Consider the following 18989-nt stretch of genomic DNA (forward strand, 5'->3'; position numbering starts at 1 on the left):
AGTTCGCGGCGCTACCCGCTCCGCGAGGTTTCGTTCCCTGTCAATCCGGTGATCCGCAGGAGCAAGGAGCGCGCCTCGGGGCGCAGCGCGTCTTCCGGCCAGACATCGGGACCACAGGCCCGGGAACCTACGCCATGCTGGGCCGCATCCAGGTACAGCCAGGAGTTGGTTGGTTCCGGCAGCTCGTGCGGATGGGCAGCGCCGGCAAGCTGCTGTGCCGTGTGGCGGCTGAGCGTGAAACCGGGGCGACGGTCCAATCCGTCGGGCCAGGCCTCGATGCGCAGCCACGGCGCACCGCCCACGCCGAGCTCCAATTCGCGCAAATCGCTGCGGTGCCCTGTTTCCTGCGGACGTGCGTATTCGACCGGCAAATCGTCAATGCTTGCACTGTAGCGGCCTACTCGTGCCGCCAGACGGCTGTCCGGGTAGGATTCGTGCGGGCCCAAGCCGTACCAGGATGCCGAATCGACCTCCTTGCCCAGTTGGAAACGCACGCCGAATCGGGGCCACACCGATGTCCAGCCTCGGCTTGGAACCATATCGATGCGAAGCCACAGGCCGGACTCGTCCAGGCTCCATTGCTCGTCAACTCGGATGGAGCAGGCCTGGTCCGCTGCTGAATACCTGGTCGCCACCTGCACACGGCCCGGACCGGTAGCGACACTGAGCACCCGCGCCTTCAGCCGGTCCAATCCGGCCGCCGTCCAGAGGTCCGCATTTGACGGACCGGGTTCTCCATTGCCCGGGACTCCGTGCTCATCTTCCTGCCAGGGATCAGAATGGTTATAGTTGCCGAAGTGTGCGCCACGGTCATTGTCGGTGGGTGCGCGGAACAACTCCAGCCGCGGCCCATGCACCGGCTGCCCGGCCAACTCCATGAGCTTGCCCTCGGCGAAAACTGCGGCACCAAGCTGCATCCGGCCATTGTCCAGAGGGATCGATGCTCCGCCCGCATCAGCCGAAGAGGGCAACCGTGCGGGTCGCGGCCCCGGCATTGCGGTGGATGGAGCAGCTATCGGCCATTGGGCGCTGGCCACCTCATGGCCCGCGGCCGCCCACGCTGCATCCTCGGCCAGCCGCGCCTCCACGGTTAACCAGTTTTCGCCTGCGGGCAGGGGGTACGGCAAGGCGAGTTCAACCGTGGCAGTTTCGCCAGCTTCCAGCGCGTCGTCAGAGCCGGATACCAAGAATTCTGCACTAGCGACCGGATGCCCGGCCGCTTCCAAGCGCCAGCTGAATGCGAGGTCGCCGCTGTCGGCACTGTGGCGGTCATTCCGGATGCCCAAGCGCACCCGGTGTCCGTCCACGGAGGACAGGGAGAACTTGATCGGGGCGACTACATGCTTGAACTCATGGAGCCCCGGTGAGGCAGTGGAATCGGAGAGGACCAGTCCGTCCATGACGAAGGTGCCATCGTGGAGCTCCTCGCCGAAATCGCCGCCGTAAGCATAGAAGCTCTTGCCATCCGGTGTGCTGGCCTGCAGCCCGTGGTCACGCCATTCCCAGACGAAGCCTCCATGCAACCGGGGATAGCGGTCCACCAGATCCGCATACCGTTGCAATCCTCCGGGCCCATTGCCCATGGCGTGCGCATACTCGCACAACAGGAAGGGCCTGGTCCGCTGGCGCGCGGCCTCTGCGGTGGTGCATCCCAGCAGCGGAGCGGTCATCCGGTCCTCTCCAATTGTCTGCACTTCGGGGAACGAAGCGTACATTCGCGAATACACATCGGTGTATTCTCCGGTGTAGTCGCCTTCATAATGCACCGGGCGGCTGCTATCCCGCGCATGGATCCATGCGGACATCGCGGCAAGGTTGGCCCCGGTGCCGGACTCGTTGCCAAGCGACCACATGATGATTGAGGGATGGTTCTTGTCCCGTTCGAAAGTCCGCTCCATCCGATCAAGATAGGCACTTCGCCAGGCCGGGTCGTCACTGGGATTGCCCTGCCAGCCGTGACGTTCAAATCCGTGGGTTTCCAGATCGTTTTCGAGTATGACCCAGAAACCGAGCTCGTCGGCCAAGTCCAGGAGCCGCGGATGCGGCGGATAGTGGCTGGTGCGAATGGCGTTGACATTGAAGCGCTTCATTAGCATCAGGTCTTCTCGTGCGAATTGCTCATCGAACGCCCGGCCGAGGAGCGGGTGGGTTTCATGCCTGTTCACCCCGTTGAAGACCACTTTGCGATCGTTGACCAGGAACTGGTCGCCTGCAATTCTTACCGTGCGGAAACCTAGCCGCAGGCTGATGGTCTCGCCAGTGCTGGAAACGGTTGCTCCATAGAGTTTTGGCCGCTCAGCGCTCCATGGGGAAACGGCGGGCACTTCCACCTCTCGGATATCCTCGCGGCTTTGCCACACTTCGTCGATTTCCAGTTCGGGAACAACGAAACGTAGCGGGAACGCATCGTCAGCGGCCATGATTTCCGGTGTAATGATTCCGGTACCGGAGGAATAGCCGGTTTTTATCCAGAGGTCGTCAATGCTGCCGTGCGGACGGGCCTTGAGCGTTACCGATCGGAAAATTCCCGGGAGCCACCACTGGTCCTGGTCCTCGACGTAGCTCGAAGCGGAGAATTGGTGCACGCGGACAACGATTGTATTTTCACCGGCGGCTACGGCCGAGCTCACATCGAATTCCTGGGCAAGGCGGCTACCGGTACCCCAGCCAATCATTTGCCCATTGACCCATACCTTGTATCGGGATTCAACGCCGTCGAAGCGCAGCACCAGCCGCTCCATTCCGGAAGTCCAGCTCTGGGGCACTTCGAAGGTCCGCCGGTAGTCGCCGGTAGGATTCTCATCCGGTGGATAGGGCGGGTCGCAAGGGAAGGGAAATTGGACGTTCGTGTACGAAGGGCGTCCGTAGGCGCCATCGGCCTGCAATACCCAGTGCCCAGGGACTGCGATGCTGTCCCAGCTCGAGTCGTCATAGCCAGCATCTGCCATGGACTCGGGAAGCTCGCCTGCCGGCAGCAGTCCGCGCCCTCCGGGCGTGCCCGGTACGCCAGGGAGCCAGCGGAACTTCCACTGTCCATCGAGGCTCAGTTCAGGGGCATCACTGTGGGTCCAGGACGTTGCCGGCAGGCGCCGGCCTCCGCCCGGGGCGGTATCGGACAGATAGGCTGTTGGGGAAGTCATTTAACGGATCCTTCGGTCAGGCCCCCGCGCCAGAAGCGCTGCAGGACGATCATGGCAATGGCCAAGGGAATAGTGGACAGCAAGACGCCGCCGGTGGTCAGCTCGTAGAATTCTGGCAGGCGGTCAACCTGTCCCAGCCAGGTGTTCAGGCCCAGGGTAATTGGATAGAGATCCGAATCGGACAGCATCACCAGGGGAAGGAAATAGTTATTCCAGATTCCGACAAGCTGGAACAGGAATACCGTCACCAGAGCAGGGGACAGGACTCTGAGTCCTATCGTGTGGAAGATCCGCAGTTCGCTTGCGCCATCCAGGCGCGCGGCTTCGAGTAACGCGCTATCCACGGTGCTGGAAGCGTAAACGCGGCAGAGGAACAGGCCGAACGGGGACACCAATGATGGCAGCAGGACACTCCAATAGGTATTGGACAGCCCCATTTCGCTGAACAACAGGAATAGGGGCAAGGCGGTTGCGGTTCCAGGCACGAGAACGCCTCCCAAGACCACACCGAAGACCAGATTGCTTCCGCGGAAACGGTACTTGGCCAGGGCGTATCCGCCAGCTGCAGCAAGGTAAGCGGCAATCAGCGCCCCTGCCCCCGCGTATAGCAACGAGTTCATGAACCAGCGCAGGAAAATTCCGCCGTCATAGGCCAGAACCTGGCCCAGATTTTTCCATAGGACGAAGTCACCGGAGAGGAGGAAACCATTTGTGCTAAACAAGTCCTGGGTCGATTTCGTTGCTGCAACGACGACCCAGTAGACCGGGACCAGGAAATACAATGCGGCTATGGTCAGCAAGGCCGTGACAATCAGAGTCGCTGGTTTTGAAGAGGCGGGCTTTTCGAAGGACTGGCGGCGGATCAGGGTCATGAGGACTTCCTATTGGTCAGGCGCAGGAAGGCGAATGAGAGCGCGAATGCGGCCAAGGCAATGAGAACGGATTGCGCAGCCGCAACATTGTAGTCGTTGTAGGCGAACGCGGTTGTGTAGGCGGAAAGGTTAGGGGTGTATTGGCTGTCGATGGCGGGTGCGACACTCATGAGAACTTGCGCTTCGGCGAAAAGCTGCAAGGTGCCAATGATGGAGAAGACCGTGGTCAAGACCAGTGCCGGGCTGATGAGCGGCAGCTGGATATGCCATGCCACACGCAGTGGACCCGCCCCGTCCAAGCGTGCGGCTTCGTAGATCTCGCCGGGAATTGCCTTGAGCTGCGCGATGACGATCAGCATGTTGTAGCCCGTGTAGCTCCATGTCACGATGTTGGCGATGGACCACAAGATGCTCTGTGGCCCGAGGAAATCGACTTCCAAGCCGACGGCTGAGGCGGCATCGATGATCGGGCTCAGGCCGGGAACATAGAGGAATGACCAGAGGATAGTGGCAATGACCCCCGGCACGCCGTAGGGCAGGAAGTACGCCGCCCGGAAAAAGGCCGGCCATTTGGCGCTCGCCGACTCAAGCAGCAGAGCCAGGACCGTGCAAAGAAGGATCATGATGGGAACCTGCACGATGCCGAACACGATCATGCGGCCAATCGAAGCAACGAAGGCTTCGTCTCCCAGGGCTTGCGCGTAATTGCCGAATCCAGCGAATTCGCTGTGCACGCCGGCTTCTCCGAACAATCCGCGCCGTGTGATACGGGTGAAGCTGGCTTGTATGGCTGCAATGATGGGCAAGATGAAAGTCAGGGTGAAGAGCGCGAGGAAAGGCGCGAGCAACAGCCACGGGGCGAGCTCAAACCTGCTTGGTGAGGGACCACGTTTTCTCCGGGTGCCTCGGGTGATGGTCGGCGTGCTCACGATGCCTCCTTGCGGATCTTCAGGCCCTTGTTGCGGAATGCCGCAATGATTTCCTGCTCTGCGGATACCACCGAATCGACCAAGCTGGTTCCGGCGGCTTTCCGGCGGAATCCGTCGGAAAGGATATTGAAGGATTGCTGGGTGACCGGCCACCAGCTCCAATTGGGATTCTGCGATTTGCTGGCTGGGACAATGACTTGCTTGTTGTACGATTGCCCGCCGAAGAATTCGGAGGGGCCTTCGCGCGACTCGCCGATGATGCCCGGAACCGGTGACCAGCCAATGCCGCTGTGCGCGATTTCGTTGCTGATCCCGGCTTCCGTGGACGTCATCCAGGCGGCGAACTCCAAGGCCTCATGCGGATGGCGGCTATTAGCCAGAACCGCAACCGTCGATCCGCCCAGGTAGCTGGAGCCGTATCCGCCCGGGGTCCACTTCGGCATCGATGCGACCCTCCATTTGCCCTGTCCGCCAGCGACAGAGCTGACAAGCGCATCAGCCCAGTTCCCACTGGTGACAGAGGCGAGCTGGCCGGATGCAGCCGCAGCATACCAAGACGGGCTGAAGGGCGAGATCGCGGTAGTTACGACATCTTCGTCGATGGCCCGGTCGAAGAACCTGGCGACTTCCAGTGTTGCGTCGTCGGTCATATTAATGACCCAGCCGTCGTCGGATGGCCGAAGCCATTGGGCTCCTGCTTGTGCCGCGTAGGACACGAAGTAGGAGGCATCACTGAGGGAGAAGCAGTCGATGTAGCTGTTGGCTTGACGCAGTTCTGACCCGATCTCGGCCCATTGCGCCCATGTTTCCGGGGCGACGGCGCCGACTTTGTCCAGAGTTTCTGGCTGGTAGAACATTGCCATCGGCCCGGAATCCTGAGGCATGCCGAATATTCCGTTGGGAAAACTGACCTGGCCCCACAGTGACGGATCATATCGGTGAGCGTACTGCTGCGCACCGTATGCCGCGAGATCCACGACGCCATTGACGAGCATGAACTCCGGGAGGGTGCGGAATTCGATTTGGGCCAGATCGGGTCCTCCGCCTGCTGCGAGAGCAGAGTAGAGCTTTGGGTATCCGCCTTGATTTCCACTGGGGATCCAAACCGCCTCAACATGGATATTCGGATGCATGGCGTTGAAAGCATCTGCGACTCGCTGGATATCCTTGAGCCAGCTCCAATATGTCAGCCTGACTTTTTCTCCTGGGGCGGCCGGCGCAATGGTTGGCATGGCATCTGCAGACCGGGGGCCTGCGGTGCCGCATGCAGTCATTACGCCCAGGGCGGCGGCGCCCAGGCCGGCCTTGAGAAGGCGGCGTCTTGTTGTCAATGGCATCCGTGCTCACTTAAAAGTAGTTTTCTTTATGGTGCCCGGGACGAGGGCATGTGAAATAGGTTACTGCAAAAATAGAGTGATTACTCAGTTTTGGTCAAATTTCTTGTTTGCCGATCATGCTGGCTTGCTAGGCCGATGCATCATTTTCGAATACTGCTGGGCCTACCTACACTGAGTAACTGTGACGAGCAATGAATCCGGCCGCCGCCGGCGCGGTCCATATGCCAAATCTGCAGCCCGAAGGGAACAGATCGCCCAGGCTGCCCTCCAGGTATTCGGCGCGCGGGGGTATCGCGGCGGAACTGTGCAGGATGTTGCCGACGCGGCAGGCATGAGCCAAACCAGCGTTTTGCACCACTATCCGAACAAGCAGGAACTTCTCATTGCCGCTCTCAAGCGCCGCGACGCCGTCACCGACGGCACGCCGGGCACTGGTGAGCGCTTTGCCCAGTCCATTGTCGAGCAAGCGCAATTCAACGAGGGTGCCGCGGAGTTGATCGAGCTCTACGCAGCCCTTTGCGGGGAATCAACCACTTCTGATCATCCGGCGCGCTCGTATTTCGAGGCCCGCTTCGAGCGCTTGCGCGGCGAGTACGGCGCTGAATTCGAATTCATGAAGAGCATTGGTCGGCTGCGCCCCGGGGTGGACCCGCATGTGGCGGGAGCGTCGCTGCTGGCCCTGTGGGACGGGATCCAAGTGCAGTGGCTCTTGTCTCCCGACGATGTTGACATGGCTGGCACCCTCAAGGCGTATCTGGACCTGGTCATTTTGCCTGAATCATGAGGGGTGTTTGCCGAAATTGGCTCCGGGGCGCCGTAGCCGCGCGAAAATCCAGCTCCCCACTGCGCGCGGACTTGGCGCAAGCAGGGCGAAGCACTTGCAGCGGCACGCCGGAGCGATGATCCCGAAGTATTTTCGGGGCTGATATCTACGTTCTCGGGCTGCCCGGCAAGTGGACGGTTCTGGTTGAAAATATGTTCAAATGTGTTCAAATATGTTTGAGTGTGTTTGAATTAGGGTTGTATCGCTTTACGGAGCGTGTTATTTCAACCTGTCTGCCAAGGAGTCCCGATGAGCGAGAACTTCCCAACCCAGCGTCGACGGCGGATTCTGGATAGAGTTCGTGCCAACGGTGCAGTCAAGGTAGCCCAGTTGGCTGAGGAATTTGGCGTTTCGCACATGACAGTGCGCCGTGACCTGGACCGCCTGGTCAAGGACGGCGAATTGCATAAGGTCCACGGAGGCGCACTGCTCCAGGAATCTGCGTCTGCTGAAGAGCCGGGATTCCAGCGCAAGTCAACTCTGCAGTTGCCGCAGAAGGCGGCCATTGCCCGTGCGGCGGCGCAAATGGTTGAACCAGGAATGTCCATCTCCCTTACGTCGGGGACTACGACCTATGAGGTGGCCCGTCTGCTGCGGGCAGTTCCCGACCTCACGATTGTGACCAACTCTCCGCGCATCGCCGACCTCCTACAAGATGCCCCGGCTGCAGGCCAGACCGTGCAGCTCACCGGTGGCCTGCGAACGGTATCCGACGCGTTGGTCGGTCCACTGGCCACTGCGGCCCTGCGGACACTGCACGTCGACCGATGCTTCATGGGGGTCCACGGGTTCAGCGTCCAGGACGGAATCACGACACCGAACATGCTCGAGGTGGAAGTCAATCGACTTTTCCTGGAACGCTGTGACAGCCGCGTGGTCGTCGCGGATTCCAGCAAATGGTGCTTGGCCGGTTTGTACTCCAGTGCTCCATTGCACGAAATCGACACACTCGTCAGCGACGACGGCTTGGACGAGACGGCCGTCGAGGAACTCCGCCAGCACATCGAGAACTTGAAAATTGAAAAGGTGGTCGAATCATGAGCGTTACCGGCAGGATCCCTTCTGGCCTGATATCACACCGGGTCCATCACCTGGCCGATGGCCGCGAGGCGATCTTCTTCGCCGATGCCAATGCCATCGCCCCCGAACCGGCACCCGACACCAGGGCGCTGGATCCGCGCGGGGAACCTGGACAGCTGCGCTACGACCGGTTGACCGGAGACTGGGTAGCCGTCGCGGCCCAGCGGCAGTCGCGCACCTACCTTCCGCCCAAGGAAGAATGTCCGCTGTGCCCTAGTACCCAGGGCCGCCACAGCGAGATTCCGGCCGAGGATTTCCACGTGGTGGTTTTCGAGAACCGCTTCCCCTCGCTGGGACCGGATCTGGGCCGGATCCCGGCTGCTGCTCCGGTGCAGGTTCCTGCCCCGGCCTACGGCCGCTGCGAAGTCGTGGTGTTCACCCCGGAGCACGAGGGTTCCTTCGCCTCGCTGGATGATGCCCGGGCGCGCACCGTCATCGACGCGTGGGCGCAGCGTACCGCGGCCCTGTCGGCGATGGAAGGCATTGCCCAGGTGTTCCCATTCGAGAACCGAGGCCAGGATATCGGCGTGACCCTGCACCACCCGCACGGACAGATCTACGCCTACCCCTACCTGACCCCGACCGCCACCAAGATGGCCGCCCAAGCGGTGGCCCACCTGGAGAAGACCGGACGCACCCTGATGGGCGACATCCTGGACTTCGAACGCAAGGAAGGTACGCGCATGGTTGCTGCCGGCGAGCACTTCTCCGTGTTCGTGCCCTTCGCTGCACGCTGGCCGTTGGAAGCGCACCTGGTGCCGCATCGCCACGTGCCGGACTTCGCCGCGCTCAATGAGGCGGAGAAAGACGAGCTGGCCGTGGTGTACCGCGATCTGTTGCGCGGATTCGATGCCCTCTATGAGACTCCCACCCCGTACATTTCCGCCTGGCACCAGGCGCCGGTGGCAGGCAAGGAACGTGAAGCTTCCCGCCTGCACCTGCAGCTGACCAGCCCGCGCCGGGCCGCCGACAAGCTCAAGTTCCTGGCCGGCTCCGAAGCGGCCATGGGTGCATTCATCAACGACGTTCCAGCCGAGCAGACCGCGGCACGACTGCGCGAGGTCATGCCATGAGCATCAGCAACTCCAAGGAAACCACGCAGCGCATGGCCGCTTTGCACCAGAAGTTCGCCAAGATCTACGGGCACCAGCCAGAAGGCATCTGGCGCGCCCCGGGACGGGTTAACCTGATCGGCGAGCACACCGACTACAACATGGGTTTTGTGCTGCCCTTCGCCATCGACAAGAATGCGCTGGTGGCTGTGCGCCGCAAGACGCAGCTCGACGCGGATCGCCAGACACTGGATTTTGCGTCTACCTACGGGTCAGGGGAACACCCGCCGATCACCTCCATCACCTTCGATGAGCTGGTGCCGCGCGCGGTTCCCGGCTGGGCAGCGTACCCGGCGGCCGTGCTCTGGGCGCTGAACCAGCTCGACGGGGTGGAACTCGGCGGGATCCAGCTGCTGGTGGACTCCGATGTTCCGGTGGGTTCGGGACTGTCCTCCTCGCACGCCCTGGAAGTGGCAACCATCGTGGCGTTGGATGACCTCTACGAGTTGGGCCTGTCCAAGGTGCAGATGGCGCAGTTGACCCAGCGCGCCGAGAATGAGTTCGTCGGCGCCCCGACAGGCATCATGGACCAGAGCGCCTCGCTGATGTCCCACGCCCAGCACGCCCTGTTCCTGGACTGCCGTTCCATGGAAACCCAGGCGGTGCCACTGCCGCTGGCACAGCACGATGCGGTGGTGCTGGTGATGGACACCCGGGTGGAGCATTCGCATGTTGATGGCGGGTACGCCGCCCGGCGAGCCAGCTGCGAGCAGGCCGCCGCCGCCTTGGAAGTCCAGTCGCTGCGCGAAGTCACCGTCGTGGCCGAGCTTGAAGCCATCGAGGATCCGGTAGCCAAGCGGAGGGCCATGCACATCGTGACCGAGAACCGCCGCGTGCTGGACACCGTCTTCGCACTGCGCGAAGGGGACCTGGACGCCGTGGGCAAACTGCTGTACCAGTCCCACGAATCCATGCGCGATGACTATGAGATCTCCAGTGAGGAACTGGACGTTGCCGTGGAAGCTGCGATGGCCGCCGGAGCCATTGGCGCGCGCATGACCGGTGGAGGTTTTGGCGGCAGCGCCATCGCATTGATCAAGCGCGAGCACATCGATAAGGTTAGCCAGGCGGTGCGTGAAGCATTTGACCAGGCCGGCTATGTTGAACCGGCTATTTTCACCGTGATCGCAGACGAGGGAGCAGGAAAAGCATGAGTTGGCTAGTGACCGGCGGAGCCGGGTATATCGGATCGCATGTGGTTCGCTCGCTGTCCGCTGCGGGCCTTGACGCGGTGGTCGTGGACTCGATGGCCAGTGGCGTGCGCGGCTTCGTGCCCGATCAGGTTCCGTTCTACCAGCTGAACATCCTGCAGACCGAAAAGCTCGTGGAAATCATGAAGCGCCATGACGTTTCCGGGGTCATCCACCTGGCCGGCTACAAGTACGCGGGCGAATCGGTGAAGCACCCGTTGCTGGCCTTCGAGCAGAACGTCACGGGCACCGCGCATCTGCTGGAAGCCATGGAGAGCTCCCGCGTGCACAATATGGTCTTCTCTTCTTCGGCCGCCGTATACGGCACCCCGGATGAGGACCTGGTTACCGAAGCCACCGGCACCTTCCCCGAATCCCCGTACGGGCAGAGCAAGCTGGTGGGCGAATGGCTGATTCGTGATCAGGGCGTTGCCGCCGGGCTGAAGCACACCTCGCTGCGCTACTTCAATGTGGTCGGTTCGGGCAGCGACGAGCTCTACGACGCCAGCCCGCACAACCTGTTTCCACTGGTCTTCCAGGCATTGAATGCGGGGAAGACTCCGAAGATCTTCGGCACCGACTACGGCACTGCCGATGGCACCTGCGTGCGCGATTATGTGCACGTGGCAGACCTCGCGCTGGCCCATGTCGAGGCCGCGAAGAAGCTTGAGGCGGATGCGCCGCTGGAGCCGGTCTACAACCTGGGTTCCGGCGATGGCGTTTCGGTGCGCCAGATCATGGACGCGGTGGCCAAGGTGACCGGCATCGAGTTCAGCGCCCTCGAAGAGGCCCGCCGCCCCGGGGATCCGGCGCGCATCGTTGCCGATGGCACGTTGGCCGCCCGCGACCTGGACTGGAAGATGCGCCATAGCCTTGAGCAGATGGTGGACAGTGCCTGGCGGGCCTCGGCGCATCGGCGCTGAGCAGGTGCTTACCTAGCTCGCGCTCGCCGGGAGCGGTTCGGGCGAATCGAGTTCCGCATGGGTATCCACTCGAACGCCGTCCAGGTAGGTTCCAAGCACCTCGACGGTACACAGTTCCTCGGGGGAGATCGCCAGCGGATCTGCCGCGAAGACGGAGAGGTCTGCTGGCATGCCCAGAGTCAGGCGCCCGCCGGTCGTGCCGGTGCTTTCATAGACGTTGGCGGTGTAGCCTTCCAACGCCTCTCGTGCCGAGAGCCGGTGGCGTGGTTGTGCGCTGTCGCTGTCGGGCACCTCGGTACGCCGGCGGGTCTGCGCATCGGCCATGATCAACCGCGGGTCAAAGGGGGCGATAGGCCAGTCGGAGCCCAGCGCCAGCACCAGTCCGGCGTCCTTGACGTCGCGTAGCCGGAATGCAAACTGCGCGCGGCGCTCACCGAGGCGCCGGGACCAGGCGTCCGAGCCGTCGGCGCGCACAAAATGGGTGCAATGCGTAGGCTGCATGCTGATGGTTGCGCCCGAAGCCTGCAGCCGGGCGAAGTCCTCATCATTGATTTCTTCCAAATGCTCAATGCGGTGCCGTAATCCATCCTTGGGCAGGGCGGCAATCGCCGAAATGACAAAACCGATGCCCCGATCCCCAATGGCATGCGTGGTGGTGGTAATTCCGGCCGCGGCTAGCGCATTGAGATTCCTGAGGTACTGCTTCGGATCCAAATACAGTGAATCCATGGATTCGCCTTCGGTATCCGGTTCGTAGAGCCACGCGGTGCCGTTGTCCACGGTCCCGTCAATCATGAGCTTTGCGCCGCGCACCTGCCAACGCCGGCCGTGTTGTCCCTGTAGCTCGATGATCCGTTCCAGCGCTTCGGCGCCGTCGCTCGCCATCAGCCAAGGCGCAATCCGCAGCTTGATGGGAAGATCGCCGTACTGTTCGAGGCGTCGGAAGACCTCTAGGGAATCGGGGTCGGCAAAATCGAGCATTTCTCCGCCGGTCAGCCCGCTGGCGGCCATCTCGCGCAGCAGCCGGTAGACGGCGTGCACCTTGTCGTCAATGCTCAAAACGGGCAGGGAGCTCTCGACAAGCGCCATGGCAGCAAACTCCCGCAGGAAGCCGGTGGGATTGCCCTGCAGGTCAACCACGACGCTGGAACCGTCGGTAAAGCTTTCCGTGCCGCTGATGTCCGCAAGCTGAAGCATTGCCTGCGAAGCGAGAGCCGAATGGGCATCGAAGCAGGTGACGTAGCTTGAACGGCCGGGTGCTGCCGCTTCGAGAAACTGCCCGTTGGGTTCGGCCGATCCGAAGATCGCCACATTCAGCCCATGTCCCAAAAGGATCTGATCGGATTCTCGCGTGCGTGCATACTCAGCGAAAAGGTGGGTCGCTTCTTCCACGGTTCGGGCATCGCCGAGGAAAATTCCGCGGGTGACAGACTGACCGAAAACCGGGTGGATATGCGCATCGACGAGCCCCGGGGTGATGGCGGCATCGCCGTGGTCGATAATTTCCGTATCGGCGGTGAGCCAATCCCGCGACTGGTCACGGTTGCCGAGATGCGAGATCACTCCGTCGGTGATTCCCAGTGCGGTTATTTCCTGCTCCTGAGTCAGCGTGTGTATGGTCGCTGCGTACAGCACCGTCTGGGGTCCGTGCATGGTTTCACTCCAAGATATTAATAGTGTTAATTATTTTTGAGTCTAACCTCGGAACCACCGAGTGTCCATGGTTGGATGGAGGTGGAATTGTCGAAGAATCGGGATGGTCTGAATGTCGCAACGAGTCGCCGGCCGGCCGGCCACGCCAATCCTGTCGCAGCAGGGAATTGTCGATGCCGCTTTCGCCCTGCTTCAAGACGTGGGGCCGGAAGAATTTTCCATGGGGCGGCTGGCCCGCGCCTTGGATGTGCGGACACCGGCGCTGTATAACCACGTGGAGAATCGGCAGCATCTGGTGAACCTGATGCGTCGAGACATGGTGCGTTCCATCGACCGAAGCATGCTTGCCGACCTGCCCTGGACCGAAGCGCTCTTCCACTTTGCGGTGTTATTCCGCGAAGCCTTGCTCCGTGTTCCCGCAGCCGTTGAGCTGATTGTCGCTACACCGATCTCCGAAGAGTCCGAATCGGGAGTGATCTACGAAGAGATGGGACGGCTCCTGCGCCGTGCAGGTGTTGCCGTGCCGAGAATCTTGATGGTGATGGTTGCCATTGAGTCGCTGGTGGTCGGCGCGGCATTGGACATCGTGGCACCCGGCGCGCATGTTGCCGCGCTACCCGAGCAGGGCGGTGAAGGCGGTGGCAACAGCCACGGGGAAGTCATGGAAAGCGGGGAAAAATATGCGCGGCAGGCTCGATCCACGGTTAGCGATCAATCCTTTGAATTTGGGCTACGTGCCATGATTGCTGCCATCGAGCGGGAAGTCGCCCAGCCTTAGTCTCGGTCGGGTTGAGCTGTCGCCATGTTTCAAACAAATTAATCTTATAAATTTCTTTTGAACATCGAGGTTGACTGAATGGGCTTCTTCGAGTTTTCCGAGTGATCAAAAAGTTCCAAGTCATTCTGCCTAAGTTGGCCGTAATTGCAGGGCTCAACTCGTTCTCCCGGTCGATCTCATGAGCTTTGAACGCCTTGCTGGCCACTATGACCCCCTTGCTAATGGTGAGGCCTATCACTACATTAAGTGAACGGTCTTCATTATTTTCGATGGTGCGCCTTCGCGTGCTGGAAAGTCCGTCGCTTCACGCGGCGGCAGCAGCGGGGCACCTGCAGAGAGGTAACGGTCATGAAACAGGCTCAGCAATATACGGAGGGCGTGACGGAGGCACCCACGCAGATGAACCGGGTACTGGGGCTTCCAAACCTCGTGCTCTTCGGCATGGTCTACATGGTGCCGCTGACGATCTTCAGTACCTATGGAATCGTCACGGAAATTACCGGCGGGCGGTTGCCGGTGGCCTATCTAATTACCCTGATAGCTATGCTGTTCACCGCCCGTTCCTACGGGCTGATGTCACGGGCATTTCCCGTCGGGGGTTCCGCGTATGTTTATGCACAGCGGTCATTCGGTTCAAATATCGGGTTCATGGCCGGTTGGGCATTGCTGCTTGACTACCTCTTTTTACCCATGATCAACTACCTGCTCTTGGGGATCTACCTCAACGAGTTTTTCCCGTCGATACCTCCGTGGGCCTTCATGCTAGCCGGGATGGCGCTGGTTACCGTGCTGAACATTATCGGCATCGTCTCGGTGGCCCGGACAAATATCGTGATCATCGGCTTCCAGTTCCTGTTCATCATCCTCTTCATCGGATTCTCCCTCGCGTACCTGCGGGGTCAAGCCACGGTAGATCTGTTTGCGCCCCTGCGGGGGACCGGGGACCCGGGTGGCTTTGCTCCGCTTGCCGCGGGAGCGGCAATTTTGTGTCTCTCGTTCTTGGGGTTCGATTCAATCACGACGTTCGCGGAAGAGGCACGCAATCCCAAGCGGGATTTGCCAAGGGCCATCGTGCTCACCACCCTGATCTGCGGATTTCTGTTCGTGGTGCTGGCCTACGTCTCGCATCTTGTCTACCCCAGCCACGAATTTACGAACGCTGATTCCGCTTCCATCCAAGTTGTCTTCGCGGTCGGCGGGCAATTCCTGTCGATCTTCTTCACGGCTGGTTTCATTTGCGGTGCAATGGGTTCTGCCTTGGTATCGCAGGCATCGGTGTCACGGATCCTCTACAGCATGGGCCGCGACGGGGTGCTGCCGCGCCGAGTATTCGGCTATCTTCATCCGCGGTTCAAGACTCCAACATTTGTCATCCTGATCGTTTCCGCCGTCTCACTCACCGCGCTTTTTGCCAGCCTGGAAATGGTGTCCGCCATGATTAGCTTCGGAGCGCTGGTGGCGTTTTCGGCCGTAAACCTCTCGGTCATCAAATATTTCTTCCTGGCCCACCGGCACCGCGGATTGGCAGCCACCATTAATTATCTGGTGCTGCCGCTCATTGGCGTGGCGCTGACTATTTGGTTGTGGACCAGCCTCAGCGCATTGTCCTTGACGTTCGGTCTGGCTTGGATCGTTTTGGGGCTGGGATATCTCGCCTATGTAACCGGTGGATTCAAGCGAAAAGCGCCGATGCTGGATCTTGCCGAGTAAGTCTTGTCTGGCAGGCCCGATCCTTCTGGTTCATGCCAGGAGGAAGCCCGGCCGCCGGCCTACAAGTCCACAGCGTTGGCGAGTACGGGCAGTTGCTTTCGAGCGTGCGCGACCTGATCCAGATCAAGGTCAACTACCAGCAGCTGCGGTTCTGTGCCCGCCTGGGCAATGATCCGGCCCAAGGGGTCCACCACCACGGAATGCCCGACTCCCAATGGTGCGGCGCCCGTAACCTGCCGGCCAATGCTGGCAGGGTCGGCCTGGTCAACGGCCACCACAAAAGTCGTGGAATCCAGGGCTCTGGCCTGAGCCAGAGTGGTCCACTGTTCGGCCTTGCCCTCGCCCTGGCCCCAGGAGGCGGCGACGATATTAACCTTGGCTCCCGCCCGGGCATGGTGGACGAACAATTGGGGGAATCGCAGGTCATAGCAGGTGGCCAGTCCGACAATGGTGCCTTGGTGGTCAAACTGCACCGGAGTGTTTCCGGCGGTCACGGTATCCGACTCGGAAAAACCGAAGGCGTCGTAGAGGTGGATCTTGTCGTAGTGCGTATCGACACCATTGCCTGCGACCAATAAGGTGTTCCGCACCCGGCCTTCTTGGCCCGGGGTGAACATGCCCACGGCGATGGTGATGCCGATGTCGCGGGCCTGCTGGCGGACTAACGTAGCCCACGGCCCGTCTAAACGCTGGGCAAAGTCGGCTAGCGGGTGGCCAAAGGACACCTGCATGGCTTCGGGAAAGACCACCAATGTTGCGCCGGCTGCTTTCGCTTGCCGCGCATGATCACGGATGGTCACCAAGTTTCGCTGCGGATCTGCGGTGCTCAATACCTGAGCCAATGCGATTCTCATGGTGGGCTAGTCCTTCCTCGCCAAATACTGGAAATACCCTACGCTCGAAACTCTACGCAGTAGCGGTGATAAGCGGAAACGGGTGGCAGAGCTGAGCGGTTGAACAGCCAGTGCGGATGAATGCTCCGGGTTTAACCCGCGGGGCTCAGCACTATAAGTTCGCCATCTGCTGTTCTTCGCGGCCCTTGGAAACAGAATAGATGTCTCGTTGACGTTCGCCGTCGACTTGAGCAGCCAAGGCATCCAACTCGTTCATTGATAGTTCGGAGAGCCGAATGTTCAGCGCCTCCAAGTTGTCATCAAAATGGGCACGGAAGCGGGTGCCCGGAATTGGTGAAACGGCCACGCTGTGGCGGTCAGCCTGCTCGTAGACCCAGCTCAGCGCCACCTGCGCCGTGGAGAATCCTTCACGTTCGGCCACGGCCTCGATGACCTTTCGCAGCCGCAGATTCCGCTTCATGCTCGTTGGTTCGAAGCGTGGGAAATTATGCCGGATATCGCCGGACTCCAACTGCTCCAGCGAGTCCACCTGTCCGGTGAAGTAGCCGCGGCCCAGCGAGGCATAGGGAACCAAACCGACCCCGAGCTCGCATGCCGTCGGAAGCAGCCAGCGCTCAATATCCCGGCTGAAGATCGAGTACTCCATCTGAATTGCGGTGATCGGGTGGATTTGATGTGCCCGACGAAGCTCGTTGGAGGTTACCTCGGATAATCCGATGTGTTTGATCTTGCCGGCTTGAACCAGTTCAGCGTAGGCTCCGACGGTCTCCTCGATCGGCACGCGGCTATCAACCCTGTGGTAGTAGTACAGGTCCACTTCGTCGACACCGAGTCGTTGCAGGCTCGCATCGAGACATTCCTTGATGAAGGCCGGATCGCCATTGGCTCGTGGATCGCCCGGGTTTTTTGGGCGAACAATGCCAGCCTTGGTGGCCAGCGTAACTTCATCGCTGCGCGTCTTGAGCACCCGGGACAGCAGGGACTCATTATGTCCTTCGCCGTAAATGTTGGCGGTGTCGAGGAAAGTAACTCCGCTATCGATGACGTGATTTAGGGTGCGCAGAGATTCGTCATCCTCGGCCGAGCCATAGGGTCCGCTAAGTGACATGCTCCCGAACCCTTGACCGGTTATCTGCAGCCCTTGCCCGAGCTCGATGGTGCCTACCTTGATGTCCTGTGCCATGCGAATCCCTCATGTCTGCATTGTTATCTATTATCGAGCCTAACTAAGAGGTCCTAAGTATGACGTCAAAACGGGTTGATTGTTGAGATTCGTTAACTTGCCTCTATGCGACACGCCGAGAATAAATTGTCCCTGATATGGGCGAAGAGACTGAGTCTCAAAAGAGGTCGATCATCTCAGAGTAAAGTTTTTGCCATGGTCCCTGCGGTGCGTGAACGAGTGCGCGAGAAGATGAAGGTCGAGTTGGCAGAACAGATCTATACCCTGTTCGCCGAGCAAGGACTGGAGAACGTTACTGCACAGCAAGCCGCTCAATCAGTGGGCATTTCCCGGGCTACCTTCTTCAGGTATTTCTCCTCGAAGGAAGATGCGGTGATCACCGCCCTAGGTTCGCTGAATGTGCATTTTTCTGAAGCGTTGGCGTCCATGGCCTCTCATCCCGGAGAAAGCCTGCTGGAACTTTTGCGCCGAAGCTTTGAATCGACGGTCGTGGCCGCAGAACAAGACCCAGAAGCCCTACGGGGACGAATTCAGCTGGTGTGGGGGAGTCCCGCGTTGCGCGCCAGCTGGCAAGAATTTAGACGTGAGCAGCAGGCTTCCCTGGCGCAGGCATTATCGTCATTTTGCGCCAACGTTCGTCGGGCGGAAACCTCTGCGCTGCTGGCCATGGCGCTCTATGACCACGCGTTAGTTCGCTGGGTTAGCGCGCCCGAAGAAAGCTTGCGCGAAATCCTAGATGAAGCATTCGACTTTGCCGCCATGATCGATGATCAGTGGGCCGGCGCGAAATAGCTTCCGCAGTGGGGCTACGGCAGGCGAAGAACTTTCATGGCGTTCGTGAGGAACTGAGCGGGGCTGAGTTCGTTGGATTGCGCCCAGCGGATCCACGCAGAGAAGGTGACGCTGCCAAAGGCCACCGAAAGGTAGTGGGCCTCATCTACGCTGAGTCCGCCGTCCACTAGATGCTGCAGCATTCGTCCGTTTTGCGGGGCCATCCGCAGGGGTGCCTGGGCCAACAGTTCGGGTTGTTCTGCGATTAGACGAAGCCGGCCGCGGGTGACTTCCAAATCCGGTAGCGATCGCAGGGCGGCTTGGATTGCCTCATGCATGGCGTCCAGCAACCGCATGTCAGAGCCTTGTGCGACATCCAATGCCTGTTCCGAAATTTCAGCAGCTTCGAGCAGTCCTCCCCACACCAGATCCGCCTTGGACGCGAAGTAGCGGTAGAGGCTTTTGCGTCCAATTCCCGCCTCTTCGGCAATTTGCGCCATGGAGACCGCGCCGTAGCCGTGTTTGGCAAAAAGTTCTAGGGCGGTGCGGGCCACCGATTCCGGATTAATGCTCTGCGGGCGTCCGGAGAGGCGTGTGGTGGAGAGATCCTGAGTGTCCGGCATATCTCAAGTAT

16 protein-coding genes are annotated in these 18989 nt (G+C 60.5%); 8 read left to right on the plus strand and 8 right to left on the minus strand.

The window, feature by feature from the left end:
* Positions 1–11 precede the first annotated feature (11 nt).
* The 4 genes from CQ019_RS07540 to CQ019_RS07555 are packed head-to-tail and all read right to left on the minus strand — an operon-like array spanning position 12 to position 6278.
* Positions 12–3140: a glycoside hydrolase family 2 TIM barrel-domain containing protein gene (locus tag CQ019_RS07540; RefSeq protein WP_181148326.1), complete on the minus strand. Its 3129-nt coding sequence runs from the start codon at positions 3138–3140 to the stop codon at positions 12–14.
* Entirely contained in the window at positions 3137–4012 is an 876-nt protein-coding gene (locus CQ019_RS07545) for a carbohydrate ABC transporter permease (protein ID WP_105553986.1), read from the minus strand. Before CQ019_RS07545 ends, CQ019_RS07540 begins: the two co-directional genes overlap by 4 nt.
* Positions 4009–4926, minus strand: a complete 918-nt coding sequence (locus tag CQ019_RS07550) for a carbohydrate ABC transporter permease (RefSeq protein ID WP_049862759.1) — start codon at positions 4924–4926, stop codon at positions 4009–4011. Before CQ019_RS07550 ends, CQ019_RS07545 begins: the two co-directional genes overlap by 4 nt.
* Before the next feature lie 11 nt (positions 4927–4937).
* A complete protein-coding gene (locus CQ019_RS07555; RefSeq protein WP_013350643.1) occupies positions 4938–6278 on the minus strand; it encodes an ABC transporter substrate-binding protein in 1341 nt (446 codons plus the stop codon).
* Between the two features lie 181 nt (positions 6279–6459).
* On the opposite strand from CQ019_RS07555, the gene CQ019_RS07560 reads away from it, so the two are divergent.
* The 5 genes from CQ019_RS07560 (at position 6460) to galE (ending at position 11406) form a co-directional block, all read left to right on the plus strand.
* Positions 6460–7062, plus strand: a complete 603-nt coding sequence (locus CQ019_RS07560) for a TetR/AcrR family transcriptional regulator (RefSeq protein ID WP_105553985.1) — start codon at positions 6460–6462, stop codon at positions 7060–7062.
* 288 nt (positions 7063–7350) lie between these two features.
* Complete coding sequence (locus CQ019_RS07565) at positions 7351–8142, plus strand: DeoR/GlpR family DNA-binding transcription regulator (protein WP_096282740.1); 792 nt, start codon at positions 7351–7353, stop codon at positions 8140–8142.
* Positions 8139–9254 carry a galactose-1-phosphate uridylyltransferase gene (gene galT / locus CQ019_RS07570; protein WP_105569359.1) on the plus strand — a complete coding sequence of 372 codons (1116 nt, stop codon included), beginning with the start codon at positions 8139–8141 and terminating at the stop codon, positions 9252–9254. Before CQ019_RS07565 ends, galT begins: the two co-directional genes overlap by 4 nt.
* A complete protein-coding gene (galK, locus tag CQ019_RS07575) occupies positions 9251–10447 on the plus strand; it encodes a galactokinase (RefSeq protein WP_105553983.1) in 1197 nt (398 codons plus the stop codon). The genes galT and galK overlap by 4 nt, the downstream gene beginning before the upstream one ends.
* Positions 10444–11406, plus strand: a complete 963-nt coding sequence (gene galE, locus CQ019_RS07580) for a UDP-glucose 4-epimerase GalE (protein WP_105553982.1) — start codon at positions 10444–10446, stop codon at positions 11404–11406. Before galK ends, galE begins: the two co-directional genes overlap by 4 nt.
* 12 nt (positions 11407–11418) lie before the next feature.
* Here the strand turns inward: galE and CQ019_RS07585 are convergent, their stop codons facing one another.
* Positions 11419–13059, minus strand: a complete 1641-nt coding sequence (locus CQ019_RS07585) for an amidohydrolase (RefSeq protein ID WP_105553981.1) — start codon at positions 13057–13059, stop codon at positions 11419–11421.
* A 112-nt stretch (positions 13060–13171) separates the two neighbouring features.
* On the opposite strand from CQ019_RS07585, the gene CQ019_RS07590 reads away from it, so the two are divergent.
* Together CQ019_RS07590 and CQ019_RS07595 are read left to right on the plus strand one after the other, a co-directional pair.
* Positions 13172–13837, plus strand: coding sequence for a TetR/AcrR family transcriptional regulator C-terminal domain-containing protein (locus tag CQ019_RS07590; protein WP_096255231.1), 666 nt, complete (start codon positions 13172–13174; stop codon positions 13835–13837).
* 348 nt (positions 13838–14185) lie between these two features.
* Positions 14186–15547, plus strand: a complete 1362-nt coding sequence (locus tag CQ019_RS07595) for an APC family permease (protein ID WP_096255233.1) — start codon at positions 14186–14188, stop codon at positions 15545–15547.
* Positions 15548–15606: 59 nt separating this feature from the next.
* Here the strand turns inward: CQ019_RS07595 and CQ019_RS07600 are convergent, their stop codons facing one another.
* Positions 15607–16401, minus strand: coding sequence for a carbon-nitrogen hydrolase family protein (locus tag CQ019_RS07600; RefSeq protein WP_096255235.1), 795 nt, complete (start codon positions 16399–16401; stop codon positions 15607–15609).
* 151 nt (positions 16402–16552) lie between these two features.
* Positions 16553–17584, minus strand: a complete 1032-nt coding sequence (locus CQ019_RS07605) for an aldo/keto reductase (protein WP_096255237.1) — start codon at positions 17582–17584, stop codon at positions 16553–16555.
* Between the two features lie 105 nt (positions 17585–17689).
* Between CQ019_RS07605 and CQ019_RS07610 the strand changes: the two genes are divergently transcribed.
* Positions 17690–18376: a TetR family transcriptional regulator gene (locus CQ019_RS07610; protein WP_096255239.1), complete on the plus strand. Its 687-nt coding sequence runs from the start codon at positions 17690–17692 to the stop codon at positions 18374–18376.
* 14 nt (positions 18377–18390) lie between these two features.
* Here the strand turns inward: CQ019_RS07610 and CQ019_RS07615 are convergent, their stop codons facing one another.
* Positions 18391–18978: a TetR family transcriptional regulator gene (locus CQ019_RS07615; protein WP_105569360.1), complete on the minus strand. Its 588-nt coding sequence runs from the start codon at positions 18976–18978 to the stop codon at positions 18391–18393.
* Positions 18979–18989 lie beyond the last annotated feature (11 nt).

Origin of the sequence: Arthrobacter sp. MYb229 (genome assembly GCF_002975405.1) — a bacterium.
GTDB lineage: Bacteria > Actinomycetota > Actinomycetes > Actinomycetales > Micrococcaceae > Glutamicibacter.